Genomic DNA, 13946 nt, shown 5'->3' with positions numbered 1-13946 from the left:
CCTGATGAGGAGATAATCTGAGAGTCCGAACCAAGGGCTTTTCAGAATATCGACTGATCTCGCGACCAGTTGTGATAATCATAGCGATTCTCATTACCGCGTCAACCGCTGATTTTGCAAATCTGTAATTTAGTTTTGCGAGCGGTGGTGAGGCCCTGTGAATAAAGGGCTTTGCGCTAGGTGCGCTGCGTCGTCAACTGCGTGATCCTGCGATTCAACTGGCCGATGCGTCGAGCCATACCCTCAATCAGGCAATGGGCGATCTTCGGATTGCTGCGGGTCATGCTCAAAAATTGATCACCGGGAATCAACATCAACGTGCTCGGCTCGGACGTCACCACCGAAGCGTTGCGCGGCTCGCCGGTAAACAACGCCATGGCGCCGAAAATCTCGTCCTTGGCCACGTCGCCTACCTTGTGCCCGTCGAGGAACGCCTCGGCATGCCCGTCAATAATCACAAAGACATGATCCGCTGCATCGCCCTGTTGAATCAGCACGGCGCCCGCCTCAACGCGTTTGAAGCCGTTGGTGCTGCGAAACTCCCGAGGTTTCAGCTCGGCCACGGCATGGGCGAGCAGCGCCATTTGCCCGAGCAGATAGCTCAGCAACTGCTCCGCTCGATCAGGGTCGGCATACAAATGCTGCAAAACCTCAGCGCGCCCATAGGGCACCAGGCGCACAGCGCTGTCGCTGCAAATGCGGCAGTCGCTCCATTGCTCGCCACGTTGCAGGCCGAGCAGATCACCTTCCTGCCAGTAGAACAGCGCACGGCCCGCGATGCAGCCATGTACCACGCCCTCGCTCAGCAGAAACAACTGATCGCTCGGCACCTGTGCAAACATATCGTCCGTTGCCTCCAGCTCGATGACCGGCGCGCACGGCGACAAATCCTGCAGCCACTGCCCGGGAAGATTCTGCAAGCGATTGATCAATGCGTCGGCGTGGGCCGATTGTTCCCCCAGTAAATACATGGCGTCAGCGCCTGTTCAGTTCTTGTGGCGCGCGGAAATGGCTTCGAGCTGTTTGTTCAAGGCGTCCTTGCGCTCGGCGGGGATGTCGTTCCAGTGCACGTCCATCAACGCGCCTTCGATCGCATACAACAACACCTTCGATGCGCGAAACCCCCGAGTACGCACGGCCCGGTAGGCATCCACTGCACCGAGGCGACGCAAGTCCGAGGCGCTGTGGATGCCCACGGCATGCAGCCATTGCGCCGACGTCTTGCCAAGATTTTTCAGGTGTTGCAGTTCATCATTCATCAAGCCTCCTTGCGACGGCAGAATGGTGCGTGGGCGAGCTTCTCAGCAGTGTAGCCATCAGTAGGAAAAGCGTGGTTGTTTGGTCGGATTCGACGCAAAAGCTTCTAAGAAAGGGGGGTAAAGGACCTGCGAACGCAGAGGGAAGCGAGTTAGGCGTTAACAATGTGGGGGCGAGCCTGCTCGCGAAGAGGGCGTATCAGACACAATCGATATCAGCTGACACTACGCCTTCGCGAGCAGGCTCGCTCCCACAGGGGAAAGGCGTGGCGTCAGGAAGATTTCCAGATTTCAGCGGGTGCGATAGCGCAACCGCGTGCCGAAATTCATCGACATCAGAATCTCGTCAGCACTCAGCTCCGGCGGAAAGTACGCCCCGGAAATCTGCGCATGGGCCAGGCTGGCGCCTTCGAGCGAAGCCTTGCGGAAGTCGATGCCGCGCAGGTCGGCGGAGCGGAAGTACGCATCGCGGAAATCCACGCCGTCGGCGTTCAGCTCGCGCAGGTCGAGACCACGGAAATCGCCGCCGACCATGTCGATCGGACCATCCAGTGAGCGTTCCTTGTTGAAGCCTGCGATGTCGTCTTTGTGCAGCAGGGCGTAAAGCGGAGTGTCGAGCAGTTTTGGCTGGCTCATGTCAGATCACCTGTTGGTTTTATGGCGCCAGTATAGTGCCACTATTTGACGACCGTGAAGCGAGCGAGGGCTTCACGGCCGAAATAGTTTTTTACAGGCCCGGCAGGCGCTGACGGATCTGCGCGACCACGGTGTCCAGCGTGCCGGATTCATTGGTCTGCACGCGTTTGCTGCGCAGGATTTCTTCCGGCGTCAGCGCTTCGCGGTTGGCCTGTTGCGCTTCGATCACGGCGAGGGTGGCGTCGGACGGATCCTTCTGGTCGGCCTGACGCATCGCCAGCCAGCTCTCGATTACCGCTTGCGGAGCGTTGCAGTCGAGGATCAGGAACGGCGTGCCGGTGGCTTCGGCAATCTTCGCCGCGTTGTCGCGCTGTTCACGCTTGAGGTAAGTCGCGTCGATCACTACCGGGAAGCCGGCGTGCAGGATCACCTCGGCGATTTCATGCAGGCGCGCATAGGTCGCGGTGCTGGCATCGGCGCTGTAAATGCCGGCCTGCACATCGTTGGCAACGGTCTGCTCACCGAACAGGCGCTTGCGCTCGACATCGGAACGCAGGCGAATCGCGCCCAGCGCTTCGACCAGGCGCATGGCCACATGGCTCTTGCCGACTGCGGAAACACCGTGGGTAATGGCCATGAAGCGCGAAGGAATGGTGCTGTAGCTTTCCGCCAGGTTGGCGTAGTTGCGGTACTGGCGCAGGGTGGTGGCGCGCTGCACCGCAGTCGCTTCCGCCGGCATGCTGAACAACGCCACCTTGGCCCGCACCAGCGCGCGGTAGGCTTTATAAAAGTTCAGCACTTCCAGGCCCTGATAGTCGCCGGTCAGTTCCAGATACTGGCTGACGAGGCGACGTGCCAGTGACTTCAGGCCACGGTCTTCCAGGTCCATCGCGAGGAAACCGGTGTCGGCCCAGACGTCAGTGAAACGGAACGGCTCGTTGAACTCGATGCAGTCGAAGATCACCACGTTGCCGTCGATGACCGTAGCGTTGCCCAGATGGATGTCGCCGTGGCACTCGCGGGTGAAGCCTTGCGCCTTGCGCTGGGCGAACAGTGGCTTGAGGCGCTCGAAGCTGCTTTCGGCCCAGGCTTTCAGGGCCTCAAGTTGCAGCAAATCGTTCTTGTCGCTGAGGAACGGCAGGATCTGCTCGAAGTTTTGCGCGACCGGTGCCATCACGCTGTCCGGCGTGCCGGCGTCGTGTTCGGCCGGGACTTTCGGGGCGTTGAGATGGAAATGGGCGATCTGCTCGGCCAACGCATCAATGTGCTGAGTGGTCAATTCGCCATTGGCTTGCAGGGTGCTGAGCAACCCGCTCTGGGGGAACTGGCGCATTTTCAGCACGTATTCGATAGCCGGGCCGTCGCCGCCCAATTGCGGTGCCTCGACGCTGCCGGTGATTGGCAACACGTCCAGATACAAATCAGCGGTCAGACGCTGGTTCAGACGCAGCTCTTCAGCGCAGAAATGCGCACGTGCGTCGAGGCTGGTGAAGTCGAGGAAGCCGAAATTCACCGGCTTCTTCACTTTATAGGCAAAGGGGCCGGTGAGAATCACCCACGAAATGTGGGTTTCGATGACCTGAAACCCTTCGACGGGATGCGGGTAGAGGGCCGGGTTTTGCAGGGCAGCGATCAGGGACTGGCTCACGGGCGATCCTTCAGAGGCGGGGGAATTCGAGGCGGCCATTATGGCTGCTTGCCCGCCTGACGCAAACCTCCGCGCGTGCCTGTTGAGGATCGATAAAGTGCGTATAATCCGCCGCCATGACTCGATCCCGATCCCCCCGTACCAAGAAAAAACCACCAGCCAAGGGCCTCAGCCCATGGTTGAGCTGGGCCATTAAACTCAGCCTGGTCGGCCTTGTAGTGCTGGCCGGCTTCGCCGTTTACCTCGATGCCGTGGTGCAGGAGAAGTTCTCCGGCAAGCGCTGGACCATCCCGGCCAAGGTATACGCGCGCCCGCTCGAGCTGTTCGTCGGACAGAAGCTCAGCAAGGACGATTTCCTCACCGAACTCGATGCCCTCGGCTATCGCCGCGAAGCCGTGAGCAATGGCCCCGGCGCCGCAGCCGTCAGCGGCAATACGGTTGACCTGAACACCCGTGGCTTCCAGTTCTATGAAGGTCTGGAAAAGCCGCAGCCGGTGCGTGTGCGCTTCTCCGGCGACTACGTCGCCGAACTGTCCTCGACCAACGGTTCGAAACTGTCGGTGGTGCGCCTCGAGCCGCTGATGATCGGCGGCATTTACCCGAAAAATCTTGAAGACCGCATCCTGATCAAACTCGATCAGGTGCCGCCGTACCTGCTCGAAACCTTGATCGCTGTGGAAGACCGCGACTTCTACAGTCACTGGGGTGTGTCGCCGAAATCGATCGCCCGCGCCGTGTGGATCAACACCTCCGGCGGCAAGATGACCCAGGGCGGCAGTACGCTGACCCAGCAGTTGGTGAAGAACTTCTACCTGACCAGCGAACGCAGCCTGACCCGCAAGCTCACCGAAGCGATGATGGCGTTGCTGCTCGAACTGCATTACGACAAGAAGGAAATCCTTGAGGCCTACCTCAACGAAGTCTTTGTCGGCCAGGACGGTCAGCGTGCGGTGCACGGTTTCGGTCTGGCCAGCCAGTTCTTCTTCGGCCAGCCTTTGTCCGAACTGAAACTGCATCAAGTGGCGTTGCTGGTCGGCATGGTCAAGGGGCCGTCCTACTACAACCCGCGTCGCAACCCGGAACGCGCGCTGGAGCGGCGTAATCTGGTCCTCGACGTGCTGGCGCAGCAAGGCGTGGCAACCGCCGAGCAGGTCGAAGCGGCGAAGAAAATGCCGCTCGGCGTGACGACTCGCGGCAAGCTCGCCGACAGCTCGTTCCCGGGCTTCATCGATCTGGTCAAACGTCAGTTGCGCGAAGACTACCGCGACGAAGACTTGACCGAAGAAGGCCTGCGCATCTTTACCAGTTTCGACCCGATTCTGCAGATGAAAGCCGAAGCCTCGGTCAATGACACGTTCAAGCGGCTGGCCGGGCGCAAGGGCTCGGATGACGTCGAAGCGGCGATGGTCGTGACCAACCCGGAAACCGGTGAAGTCCAGGCGATGATCGGCAGCCGTCAGGCCAGCTACGCCGGGTTCAACCGTGCACTGGATGCGGTGCGCCCGATTGGTTCTTTGATCAAACCGGCGGTGTATCTGACCGCGCTCGAGAAGCCGAGCCAGTACACGCTGACCAGTTGGCTGTCGGACGATCCGCTGTCGGTCAAGGGCGCCAACGGTCAGGTGTGGAAGCCGCAGAACTACGATCGCCGCTCCCACGGTACGGTGTTCCTCTATCAGGGCCTGGCGCATTCCTACAACCTGTCGACCTCGCGTCTGGGCCTGGAAGTCGGTGTGCCGAATGTGCTCAAGACCGTGGGTCGCCTGGGCGTCACTCGTGAATTCCCGGCGTTCCCGTCGATGCTGCTCGGTGCCGGCGGCATGACGCCGATCGAAGTGGCGACCATGTATCAGACGCTGGCCAACGGTGGTTTCAATACGCCGATGCGCGGCATTCGCAGCGTGTTGACCGCCGAGGGCGAGCCGCTCAAGCGTTATCCGTTCCAGATCGAACAGCGCTTCGATCCTGCCTCGATTTACCTGATCCAGAACGCCATGCAGCGGGTGATGCGTGAAGGTACCGGCAGTTCGGTTTATAACGTGCTGCCCAAGACCCTGACCCTGGCGGGCAAGACCGGTACCAGTAACGATTCGCGCGACAGCTGGTTCGCCGGTTTCAGTCAGGATCTGCTGGCGGTGGTCTGGCTCGGCCGCGATGACAACGGCAAGACGCCGTTCACCGGGGCCACCGGTGCGTTGCAGGTCTGGACCAGTTTCATGCGCAAGGCCGATCCGCTGCCGCTGGACATGCCGCAGCCGGACAACGTCGTGCAGGCCTGGGTCGATTCGCGCACCGGCCAAGGGTCGGATGCCAACTGCCCCGGCGCGGTACAGATGCCGTATATTCGCGGCAGCGAACCGCCACCCGGCGCCGCGTGTGCAAGCGAAACACCTGCCTCGCCGGAATCGGTGATGGACTGGGTCAAAGGCTGGATGAATTAAGCAAAGAGGGTTTCAAGTGAACAAGTGGTTGATTCCAGCGGTGACCGCCGTGGCTTTGCTCAGCGGCTGCTCCACCGTACAGCGTGGTTCGATTCCTGTGGTGGATTCGGGCACCGCCGTGTCCAACAGCGAGCGCATCGGCGCCAATGGCGGTTTCCGCCAGACCACGGTCAAGCGCCCGGTGCAGGGCCAGACTCAGGCGATTCCGCAAGGCGATACCGGCGTAGTGGTGATGGTGCCGGGTGGTGGTGCTGCGGTGTCGACACCGATCAGCTCTTCGCCGATCGTCCCGGGGCCTGCATCCGGAGGTATCACGTCGGGGCCGTACAACCCATCGGCGGTTGAGTCGGCGCCGATCAACTCCGGCAGCTACAGCATGCCGTCGACGCCAAGTGGCATTCCTTCGGCCAGCAGTGGCGGCGGTCTGTCGGCGGATGAGCAACTGGACGGCCCGGTACTCGCCTTGCTGACCACCGCGCAACAGCAACAGGCCGGTGGCGACCTCAACGGTGCTTCTTCCAGCCTGGAGCGGGCGCAACGTGTCGCCCCCCGTGAGCCACAAGTGCTTTACCGTCTGGCGCAGGTGCGCATGGCCCAGGGCGATGCGCCGCAAGCCGAGCAATTTGCCCGTCGTGCGCTGACCATGGCCAACGGTCGTCCGGACCTGCAAGCCAGCCTGTGGGAAATCATCGCTCAGTCTCGTGAGAAACAAGGCGATTCCGCCGGCGCCGCACTGGCCCGTCAGAAGGCCAAGGTTTCCCTGTGATGGACGTGCGTTTCCCGAAAATCGCCGATCAGCTGTTGCTGATCGAACGCGAGCTGCGTACCCAGGGTTGGTGGGATGAGGTTGAGCCGTCCGCCGAAGCGCTAAGCAGTGTCGAGCCGTTTTCGGTCGACACGCTGGACTTCGAGCAATGGCTGCAATGGATCTTCCTGCCGCGCATGAAGATGATCCTCGAACAGGATCTGCCGCTGCCGAACGCCTCGGGCATTCAGGAAATGGCGGAAATGGTCTTTGCCCAGCGCAACCTTGGCGGAAAGGATCGGCAGTTGCAGGTGCTGCTCAAAGAGTTTGACCTGCTGATCACTGCATCCCGCTGAACTAAACTGGGAACTGCCAGGCCTACTGGCAGTTCTCGGCAATCTGCTTCTTCGCTTCGACGATGCGTTCCTGACGCTGTGTATCGTCGAGCCTGCGCACATCCCCCTCGACCTCCTCACGCAAACGTGGATTGTTCTGCAGTTGCGCTAGGTTTGTGCGTGCCTGTTCGCAAAACGCCTTGAGCTGCGCCTGCTGCTCGGCGACCTGTTTCTTCACCTTGGCATCAATGGTTTTCTGATCGCCAAGAACGCCGCCGCCCGGCATCGGCGCAGCTTTCGGCGCGGGTGAGGAGGGTGTGTGTACAGTCGTCGACGGTTGGCCCTGCGGAGGCTGCGCATCGAAATGCGTGACGCCTTGGGCATCGACCCATTTGTAGATTTGAGCGGCCGAGCACCATGGGCTGAGGCCGATCAGCAGAGTGAGGAGGAGCGTTCGCATGCTGATTCCTTGGCAAAAATGCGCAATTGACGCTAACAGAGTAGCGCTTTTCAGGTTTTTTCTTGCGTTCTCATGTGCTTACCCACAATTAACCACACAGACGACTTGACTTGCAGAGGGCGAAACAGAAGAATCCAAAGTCCGCTGTAGAGGGACTGCCAGAAGCAGACCCACTCGGTAGATCATGAGGCGCACATCCGCGCCGACCTGTTACACCCGCAACGCGTTACCTCGCGCTGGGTGGGAAAGGCCCGCAACACTTGGGACGATCCCAATACTTGCTCAGTCAGTGCTGACGTAGTCGGCGACCACCGTCGCTCATGCTCTGCCGAGAAGTAAACCTATTAAGACCCGCCCCTTTTTTGTGGACGGTATTCTGGCGTTTTAGAGGTGAACAACGTGGAGCTTTTATCTGGCGGTGAGATGCTCGTCCGCTTTTTGCGTGACGAAGGCGTCAAATATATCTACGGGTACCCGGGTGGTGCTCTCCTGCATGTTTACGATGCCCTGTTCAAAGAACCGGAAGTGACCCACATCCTGGTTCGTCACGAACAAGCGGCGACCCATATGGCTGACGGCTACGCCCGTGCCACCGGTAAAGCCGGCGTGGTATTGGTGACTTCCGGTCCAGGCGCCACAAACGCCATTACCGGTATCGCCACCGCCTACATGGACTCGATTCCGATGGTGATCATTTCCGGTCAGGTGCCAAGCACCATGGTCGGCACCGACGCGTTCCAGGAAACCGACATGATCGGTATCTCCCGGCCGATCGTGAAGCACAGCTTCATGATCAAGCACGCTTCGGAAATCCCGGAAGTCATGAAGAAGGCCTTCTACCTGGCGCAATCCGGTCGTCCGGGCCCGGTCGTGGTCGACATCCCGAAAGACATGACCAACCCGGCCGAAAAGTTCGAATACGTTTTTCCGAAAAAAGCCAAGCTGCGCTCCTACAGCCCGGCCGTTCGCGGTCACTCCGGGCAGATCCGCAAAGCAGCGGAAATGTTGTTGGCGGCCAAGCGCCCGGTGCTGTACTCCGGCGGCGGCGTGATTCTCGGCAATGGCTCCGCGCAACTGACCGAACTGGCAAAAATGCTCAACCTGCCGGTGACCAACACCTTGATGGGGCTGGGCGCATTCCCTGGCACTGACCGTCAGTTCATCGGCATGCTGGGTATGCACGGCAGCTATACCGCGAACCTGGCGATGCACCATGCCGACGTGATTCTCGCAGTGGGCGCCCGCTTCGACGATCGGGTGATCAACGGCCCGGCGAAATTCTGCCCGAACGCCAAGATCATCCATATCGACATCGACCCGGCGTCGATTTCCAAAACCATCAAGGCCGACGTGCCAATCGTGGGTCCGGTCGAGAGCGTCCTGACCGAAATGGTCGCGATTCTCAAGGAAATCGGCGAGACCCCGAACAAGGAGTCCGTAGCCAGCTGGTGGAAGCAGGTGGATGAATGGCGCGGTGATCGCGGCCTGTTCCCTTATGAAAAGGGCGACGGCAGCAAGATCAAGCCGCAGACCGTGATCGAAACCCTCTGCGAAGTGACCAAGGGCGACGCCTTTGTGACCTCCGACGTTGGTCAGCACCAGATGTTTGCCGCGCAGTACTACACGTTCAACAAGCCGAACCGCTGGATCAACTCCGGTGGCCTGGGCACGATGGGCTTCGGTCTGCCAGCCGCGATGGGCATCAAACTGAGCTTCCCGGACGACGACGTTGCCTGCGTCACCGGCGAAGGCAGTATCCAGATGAACATCCAGGAGCTGTCGACCTGCCTGCAATACGGCTTGCCGGTGAAGATCGTCATCCTCAACAACGGTGTGCTGGGCATGGTTCGCCAGTGGCAGGACATGAGCTACGGCAGCCGTCACTCGCACTCCTACATGGAATCGCTGCCGGACTTCATCAAGCTGGCTGAAGCCTACGGCCATGTTGGCGTACGCATCACCGAATCGAAAGATTTGAAGTCGAAGATGGCCGAAGCGTTTGCCATGAAGGATCGCCTGGTGATCATCGATGTTGCGGTCGACACCAGCGAGCACGTCTACCCGATGCAGATCAAAGACGGCTCCATGCGCGATATGTGGCTGAGCAAGACGGAGCGTACTTAATCATGCGGCACATTATTTCCCTGCTTCTGGAAAACGAACCCGGCGCTCTGTCTCGCGTAGTTGGCCTGTTCTCGCAGCGCAACTACAACATCGAAAGCCTGACCGTGGCCCCGACCGAAGACCCGACCCTGTCGCGTCTGACGCTGACCACCGTGGGCCACGATGAAGTGATCGAGCAGATCACCAAAAACCTGAACAAGCTGATCGAAGTGGTCAAGCTGGTGGACCTGTCGGAAAGCGCTCACATCGAGCGTGAACTGATGCTGGTCAAGGTCAAGGCCACTGGCGCCCAGCGCGCCGAGATCAAACGCACCACCGATATCTACCGTGGACAGATCGTCGACGTCAGCGCCAGCGTGTATACCGTTCAATTGACCGGTACCAGCGACAAGCTCGACAGCTTCATTCAGTCCATCGGCACCGCATCGATTCTGGAAACCGTCCGCAGCGGCGTGACCGGTATTGCTCGCGGCGACAAAGTACTCAGCATCTAAACCAAATTAGCGCATGGCCTGAACGGCCGGATATAAGGGGAAATTCATGAAAGTTTTCTACGATAAAGACTGCGACCTGTCGATCATCCAGGGCAAGAAAGTTGCCATCATCGGTTACGGCTCCCAGGGCCACGCTCAAGCGTGCAACCTGAAAGACTCCGGTGTCGACGTTACCGTCGGTCTGCGTAAAGGTTCGGCCACCGTTGCCAAAGCCGAAGCTCACGGCCTGAAAGTGACCGACGTTGCTTCCGCTGTTGCCGCTGCCGACCTGGTCATGATCCTGACCCCGGACGAGTTCCAGTCCTCGCTGTACAAGAACGAAATCGAGCCGAACATCAAGAAAGGCGCCACTCTGGCCTTCTCCCACGGCTTCGCGATTCACTACAACCAGGTTGTTCCGCGTGCCGACCTCGACGTGATCATGATCGCGCCGAAAGCCCCGGGCCACACCGTGCGTTCCGAGTTCGTCAAAGGCGGCGGTATCCCTGACCTGATCGCGATCTACCAGGACGCCTCGGGCAACGCCAAGAACGTCGCACTGTCCTACGCCGCTGGCGTTGGTGGCGGTCGTACCGGCATCATCGAAACCACCTTTAAGGACGAGACCGAAACCGACCTGTTCGGCGAACAAGCCGTTCTGTGTGGCGGTACCGTTGAACTGGTGAAAGCCGGTTTCGAAACTCTGGTTGAAGCTGGCTACGCGCCGGAAATGGCCTACTTCGAGTGCCTGCACGAACTGAAGCTGATCGTTGACCTCATGTACGAAGGCGGTATCGCCAACATGAACTACTCGATCTCCAACAACGCCGAATACGGCGAGTACGTGACTGGCCCGGAAGTGATCAACGCCGAATCCCGTCAGGCCATGCGCAACGCCCTGAAACGTATTCAGGACGGCGAATACGCCAAAATGTTCATCAGCGAAGGCGCAACCGGCTACCCTTCGATGACCGCCAAGCGTCGTAACAACGCCGCTCACGGCATCGAAATCATCGGCGAGCAACTGCGCTCCATGATGCCGTGGATCGGTGCCAACAAGATCGTCGACAAAGCCAAGAACTGAGTCGTCGTTCCTTGTACGAAAAACGCGGCCTCGGCCGCGTTTTTTCGTTTGGGCCGGTGCTTCTGGTATAAAGCTGCATCGTTTGTGGCCGAACTGTCGTCCTCAAGCCTCTGTCGAATTTTTTCCAAACCGTTGCAAGGTAATGTCCATGAGCGAACGTCCCGAAGAGCCGAACAAGGCTTCCGACGCCGAAAGCCTGCTGCCCATCGATGAACACATCGAAGAAGGGCACGACGCTGAAGGTCGTAAAGTCCGGCATCGTGGTATCTATCTGCTGCCGAACCTGTTCACTACTGCCAACCTGTTCGCAGGCTTCTATTCCATCATCAACTCGATGAGCGCCCAGGCCGCGTTGAGCGCCGGCGACTCGGTGAATGCGAGCAAGTACTTCGCCTTCGCTGCGATCGCGATTTTCGTCGCGATGGTGCTCGACGGCCTCGACGGTCGCGTGGCGCGCATGACCAATACGCAAAGTGCCTTCGGCGCCGAGTACGACTCGCTGTCGGACATGGTCGCCTTCGGTGTTGCGCCGGCATTGCTGGCCTTCGGCTGGGCGCTGGGAGACATGGGCAAGGTCGGCTGGATGGTCGCCTTCATATATGTAGCGGGTGCGGCGTTGCGTCTGGCGCGTTTCAACACCCAGGTCGGCACGGCGGACAAACGCTACTTCATCGGTCTGGCCAGCCCGGCGGCGGCAGGTGTGGTGGCCGGTATTGTCTGGGCGTTCAGCGATTACGGCATCCAAGGTTCGAAGATGTCGTTCCTGGTGGCCTTGATGGTGGCGGCGGCCGGCATGCTGATGGTCAGCAACATCAAGTACAACAGCTTCAAGGAGCTGGATCTCAAAGGTCGCGTGCCGTTCGTGGCGATCCTCGCGGTGGTGCTGGTATTCGCTGTCGTGTTCAGCGATCCGCCGCGCATTCTGCTGCTGGTGTTCCTCGCCTATGCGGCGTCCGGTCCGGTGCAATATCTGTTGCGTCTTCGTCGTCACAAAAACGCCGAGTGATGTAATTTCCCGCATACTCCGCAGTCTATGGGTGCACCTGTCCTCCAAAGCTGCGGAGTTGTCATGTTGATCAAGATCCCCAAAGCATCCGACTGCCATGAGTCGGATGTCACGCCTGAAGCCATTTATCTCTCCCGCCGCCAATTGCTCGGCGCCACTGCTGCCGGTATTGCCGTGAGCAGCCTGCCACGCTGGGCCAGTGCCGCTGATGCCCCTCGCTACTCTGATGTCGAATCCGGCAAGGCTCCGGCCTGGTTTGCCGAAAAGCTTCCTTCTACTCAATGGGGGGCGGTCAACGTCAAGGACGAGGCGATCACGCCTTATAAAGACGCGACGAACTACAACAACTTTTATGAGTTCGGTACCGGCAAGGGCGATCCCGCGAGGAACGCTGGCGACCTGAAAACCGAACCCTGGAGCGTGGTGATTGACGGGGAGGTGGGTAAGCCGGGGCGTTATGCGCTGGAAGACTTCATGAACCCGTATCAGTTGGAGGAGCGTATTTATCGTCTGCGCTGCGTCGAGGCGTGGTCGATGGTCATTCCCTGGATCGGCTTTCCCATCTCGGCCTTGCTCAAGCAGGTCGAACCGACTTCCAAAGCGAAGTACATCCGCTTCGAAACCTTGCAGGATCCCAAGAGCATGCCCGGCCAGCGTTCCGGTTTTGCCTTGATCGACTGGCCGTATATCGAAGGCCTGCGTCTCGATGAGGCGATGAATCCTTTGGCGATCCTGGCGGTGGGCATGTATGGACGCGAACTGCCGAACCAGAACGGCGCGCCTTTGCGTCTGGTGGTGCCCTGGAAGTACGGCTTCAAAAGCGTGAAATCCATTGTGCGCATCAGTCTGGTCAGCGAGCAGCCGAAGACCACCTGGCAAAGCATTGCTGCCGATGAGTACGGCTTCTACGCGAATGTGAATCCTACCGTCGACCATCCACGCTGGACCCAGGCGCGCGAGCGGCGCTTGCCGAACAGCCTGTTCAAACCGAATGTGCGCGACACGCAGATGTTCAACGGCTACTCGGATGAAGTCGCTTCTTTATATACAGGGCTCGATCTGCGGAAGAACTACTGATGCGTTATCCGTTCTGGCGAGTGGGCGTTTTCATTGCTGCGGCGGTCTGGCCATTGCTGTGGTTCTATCAAGCGTTCGCCGATCTGCTCGGGCCTGATCCGGGCAAGGTGCTGGTTGATCGTCTCGGGCTTGGCACGCTGGTGTTGCTGTTGATTACGCTGAGCATGACGCCGTTGCAAAAGCTGAGTGGCTGGGCGGGGTGGATTGCAGTGCGCCGGCAGTTAGGGCTTTGGTGTTTTGCTTATGTGACGCTGCATCTGTTCAGCTATATGGCGTTTATCCTCGGGTTCGATTGGTCACAGTTGGGCGTTGAGCTACGCAAGCGTCCTTACATTATTGTCGGTGCGCTGGGCTTTCTCGGATTGCTGATACTGGCGGTGACGTCCAATCGTTATAGTCAGCGTCGTTTGGGAGCTCGCTGGAAGAAGCTGCATCGCCTGGTTTACCTGATTCTCGGACTGGGTTTGCTGCATATGCTGTGGATCGTGCGGGCCGATCTGGAAGAGTGGACCATTTATGCCTTTATAGGTGGCGTGCTTTTGCTGCTTCGTCTGCCGCCGGTGACGAAGCGAATCCCGCGTTTACTGGGTAAAAAGCAGAATCTGCAAGAAAAGCGAAATTAACGGTTGACGGCAGATTCCAGAGGTCTATAATTCGCCCC

General features: G+C 59.4%; 14 protein-coding genes. 9 read left to right on the top strand and 5 right to left on the bottom strand.

Features of this window, described 5'->3' with window-relative positions; all coding sequences use genetic code 11:
* Nucleotides 1-176: 176 nt before the first annotated feature.
* The 4 genes from D8U82_RS19230 to D8U82_RS19215 form a co-directional block, all read right to left on the bottom strand.
* Nucleotides 177-971, bottom strand: a complete 795-nt coding sequence (locus D8U82_RS19230; RefSeq protein WP_130902755.1) for a Crp/Fnr family transcriptional regulator — start codon at nt 969-971, stop codon at nt 177-179.
* A 15-nt stretch (nt 972-986) separates the two neighbouring features.
* Nucleotides 987-1259 carry a TfoX/Sxy family protein gene (locus tag D8U82_RS19225; protein ID WP_016773175.1) on the bottom strand — a complete coding sequence of 91 codons (273 nt, stop codon included), beginning with the start codon at nt 1257-1259 and terminating at the stop codon, nt 987-989.
* Nucleotides 1260-1547: 288 nt separating this feature from the next.
* The gene (locus D8U82_RS19220) at nt 1548-1892 is read right to left on the bottom strand and encodes a pentapeptide repeat-containing protein (RefSeq protein ID WP_130902754.1); all 345 of its coding nucleotides are present in this window, start codon (nt 1890-1892) and stop codon (nt 1548-1550) included.
* 91 nt (nt 1893-1983) lie between these two features.
* On the bottom strand, nt 1984-3540 hold the full coding sequence (locus D8U82_RS19215; RefSeq protein ID WP_110603205.1) for a bifunctional aminoglycoside phosphotransferase/ATP-binding protein: 1557 nt from the start codon (nt 3538-3540) through the stop codon (nt 1984-1986).
* A gap of 116 nt (nt 3541-3656) precedes the next feature.
* Here D8U82_RS19215 and mrcB point away from each other — a divergent pair, with 116 nt between their 5' ends.
* The 3 genes from mrcB to D8U82_RS19200 are packed head-to-tail and all read left to right on the top strand — an operon-like array spanning nt 3657 to nt 7082.
* A complete protein-coding gene (gene mrcB / locus D8U82_RS19210; protein ID WP_073475436.1) occupies nt 3657-5981 on the top strand; it encodes a penicillin-binding protein 1B in 2325 nt (774 codons plus the stop codon).
* Between the two features lie 16 nt (nt 5982-5997).
* The gene (locus D8U82_RS19205; protein ID WP_016773179.1) at nt 5998-6747 is read left to right on the top strand and encodes a hypothetical protein; all 750 of its coding nucleotides are present in this window, start codon (nt 5998-6000) and stop codon (nt 6745-6747) included.
* Nucleotides 6747-7082: a YqcC family protein gene (locus tag D8U82_RS19200; protein WP_016773180.1), complete on the top strand. Its 336-nt coding sequence runs from the start codon at nt 6747-6749 to the stop codon at nt 7080-7082. Before D8U82_RS19205 ends, D8U82_RS19200 begins: the two co-directional genes overlap by 1 nt.
* Before the next feature lie 22 nt (nt 7083-7104).
* Here the strand turns inward: D8U82_RS19200 and D8U82_RS19195 are convergent, their stop codons facing one another.
* Nucleotides 7105-7521, bottom strand: a complete 417-nt coding sequence (locus D8U82_RS19195) for a DUF4124 domain-containing protein (RefSeq protein ID WP_016773181.1) — start codon at nt 7519-7521, stop codon at nt 7105-7107.
* Between the two features lie 399 nt (nt 7522-7920).
* On the opposite strand from D8U82_RS19195, the gene D8U82_RS19190 reads away from it, so the two are divergent.
* From D8U82_RS19190 to msrQ, 6 genes are all read left to right on the top strand, one after another.
* On the top strand, nt 7921-9645 hold the full coding sequence (locus D8U82_RS19190) for an acetolactate synthase 3 large subunit (protein WP_039761986.1): 1725 nt from the start codon (nt 7921-7923) through the stop codon (nt 9643-9645).
* A gap of 2 nt (nt 9646-9647) precedes the next feature.
* Nucleotides 9648-10139 (top strand): acetolactate synthase small subunit, encoded by a 492-nt coding sequence (gene ilvN, locus D8U82_RS19185; RefSeq protein WP_003176102.1) that lies wholly within the window; start codon nt 9648-9650, stop codon nt 10137-10139.
* Between the two features lie 46 nt (nt 10140-10185).
* Nucleotides 10186-11202, top strand: coding sequence for a ketol-acid reductoisomerase (gene ilvC / locus D8U82_RS19180; protein WP_003228216.1), 1017 nt, complete (start codon nt 10186-10188; stop codon nt 11200-11202).
* A 148-nt stretch (nt 11203-11350) separates the two neighbouring features.
* Nucleotides 11351-12208: a CDP-diacylglycerol--serine O-phosphatidyltransferase gene (gene pssA / locus D8U82_RS19175; protein ID WP_016773182.1), complete on the top strand. Its 858-nt coding sequence runs from the start codon at nt 11351-11353 to the stop codon at nt 12206-12208.
* A 63-nt stretch (nt 12209-12271) separates the two neighbouring features.
* Nucleotides 12272-13285 (top strand): protein-methionine-sulfoxide reductase catalytic subunit MsrP, encoded by a 1014-nt coding sequence (gene msrP, locus D8U82_RS19170; RefSeq protein WP_130902753.1) that lies wholly within the window; start codon nt 12272-12274, stop codon nt 13283-13285.
* The gene (msrQ, locus tag D8U82_RS19165; RefSeq protein ID WP_130902752.1) at nt 13285-13908 is read left to right on the top strand and encodes a protein-methionine-sulfoxide reductase heme-binding subunit MsrQ; all 624 of its coding nucleotides are present in this window, start codon (nt 13285-13287) and stop codon (nt 13906-13908) included. Before msrP ends, msrQ begins: the two co-directional genes overlap by 1 nt.
* The last annotated feature ends 38 nt before the right edge of the window (nt 13909-13946 follow it).

This window comes from Pseudomonas sp. Sample_23, assembly GCF_004307595.1.
Taxonomy (GTDB): domain Bacteria; phylum Pseudomonadota; class Gammaproteobacteria; order Pseudomonadales; family Pseudomonadaceae; genus Aquipseudomonas; species Aquipseudomonas atacamensis.
The sequence above is the reverse complement of the archived record's forward strand: the minus strand, read 5'-3'. Positions and strand labels throughout refer to the sequence as shown.

What these genes read in the sequence shown, in the direction of transcription:
- msrQ (WP_130902752.1), top strand. Translation starts at nt 13,285, where the DNA reads ATGCGTTATCCGTTCTGGCGAGTGGGCGTTTTCATTGCTGCGGCGGTC.
- mrcB (WP_073475436.1), top strand. Translation starts at nt 3,657, where the DNA reads ATGACTCGATCCCGATCCCCCCGTACCAAGAAAAAACCACCAGCCAAG.
- D8U82_RS19225 (WP_016773175.1), bottom strand. Translation starts at nt 1,259, where the DNA reads ATGAATGATGAACTGCAACACCTGAAAAATCTTGGCAAGACGTCGGCG.
- ilvC (WP_003228216.1), top strand. Translation starts at nt 10,186, where the DNA reads ATGAAAGTTTTCTACGATAAAGACTGCGACCTGTCGATCATCCAGGGC.
- D8U82_RS19200 (WP_016773180.1), top strand. Translation starts at nt 6,747, where the DNA reads ATGGACGTGCGTTTCCCGAAAATCGCCGATCAGCTGTTGCTGATCGAA.
- D8U82_RS19195 (WP_016773181.1), bottom strand. Translation starts at nt 7,521, where the DNA reads ATGCGAACGCTCCTCCTCACTCTGCTGATCGGCCTCAGCCCATGGTGC.
- D8U82_RS19230 (WP_130902755.1), bottom strand. Translation starts at nt 971, where the DNA reads ATGTATTTACTGGGGGAACAATCGGCCCACGCCGACGCATTGATCAAT.
- D8U82_RS19220 (WP_130902754.1), bottom strand. Translation starts at nt 1,892, where the DNA reads ATGAGCCAGCCAAAACTGCTCGACACTCCGCTTTACGCCCTGCTGCAC.
- msrP (WP_130902753.1), top strand. Translation starts at nt 12,272, where the DNA reads ATGTTGATCAAGATCCCCAAAGCATCCGACTGCCATGAGTCGGATGTC.
- pssA (WP_016773182.1), top strand. Translation starts at nt 11,351, where the DNA reads ATGAGCGAACGTCCCGAAGAGCCGAACAAGGCTTCCGACGCCGAAAGC.
- ilvN (WP_003176102.1), top strand. Translation starts at nt 9,648, where the DNA reads ATGCGGCACATTATTTCCCTGCTTCTGGAAAACGAACCCGGCGCTCTG.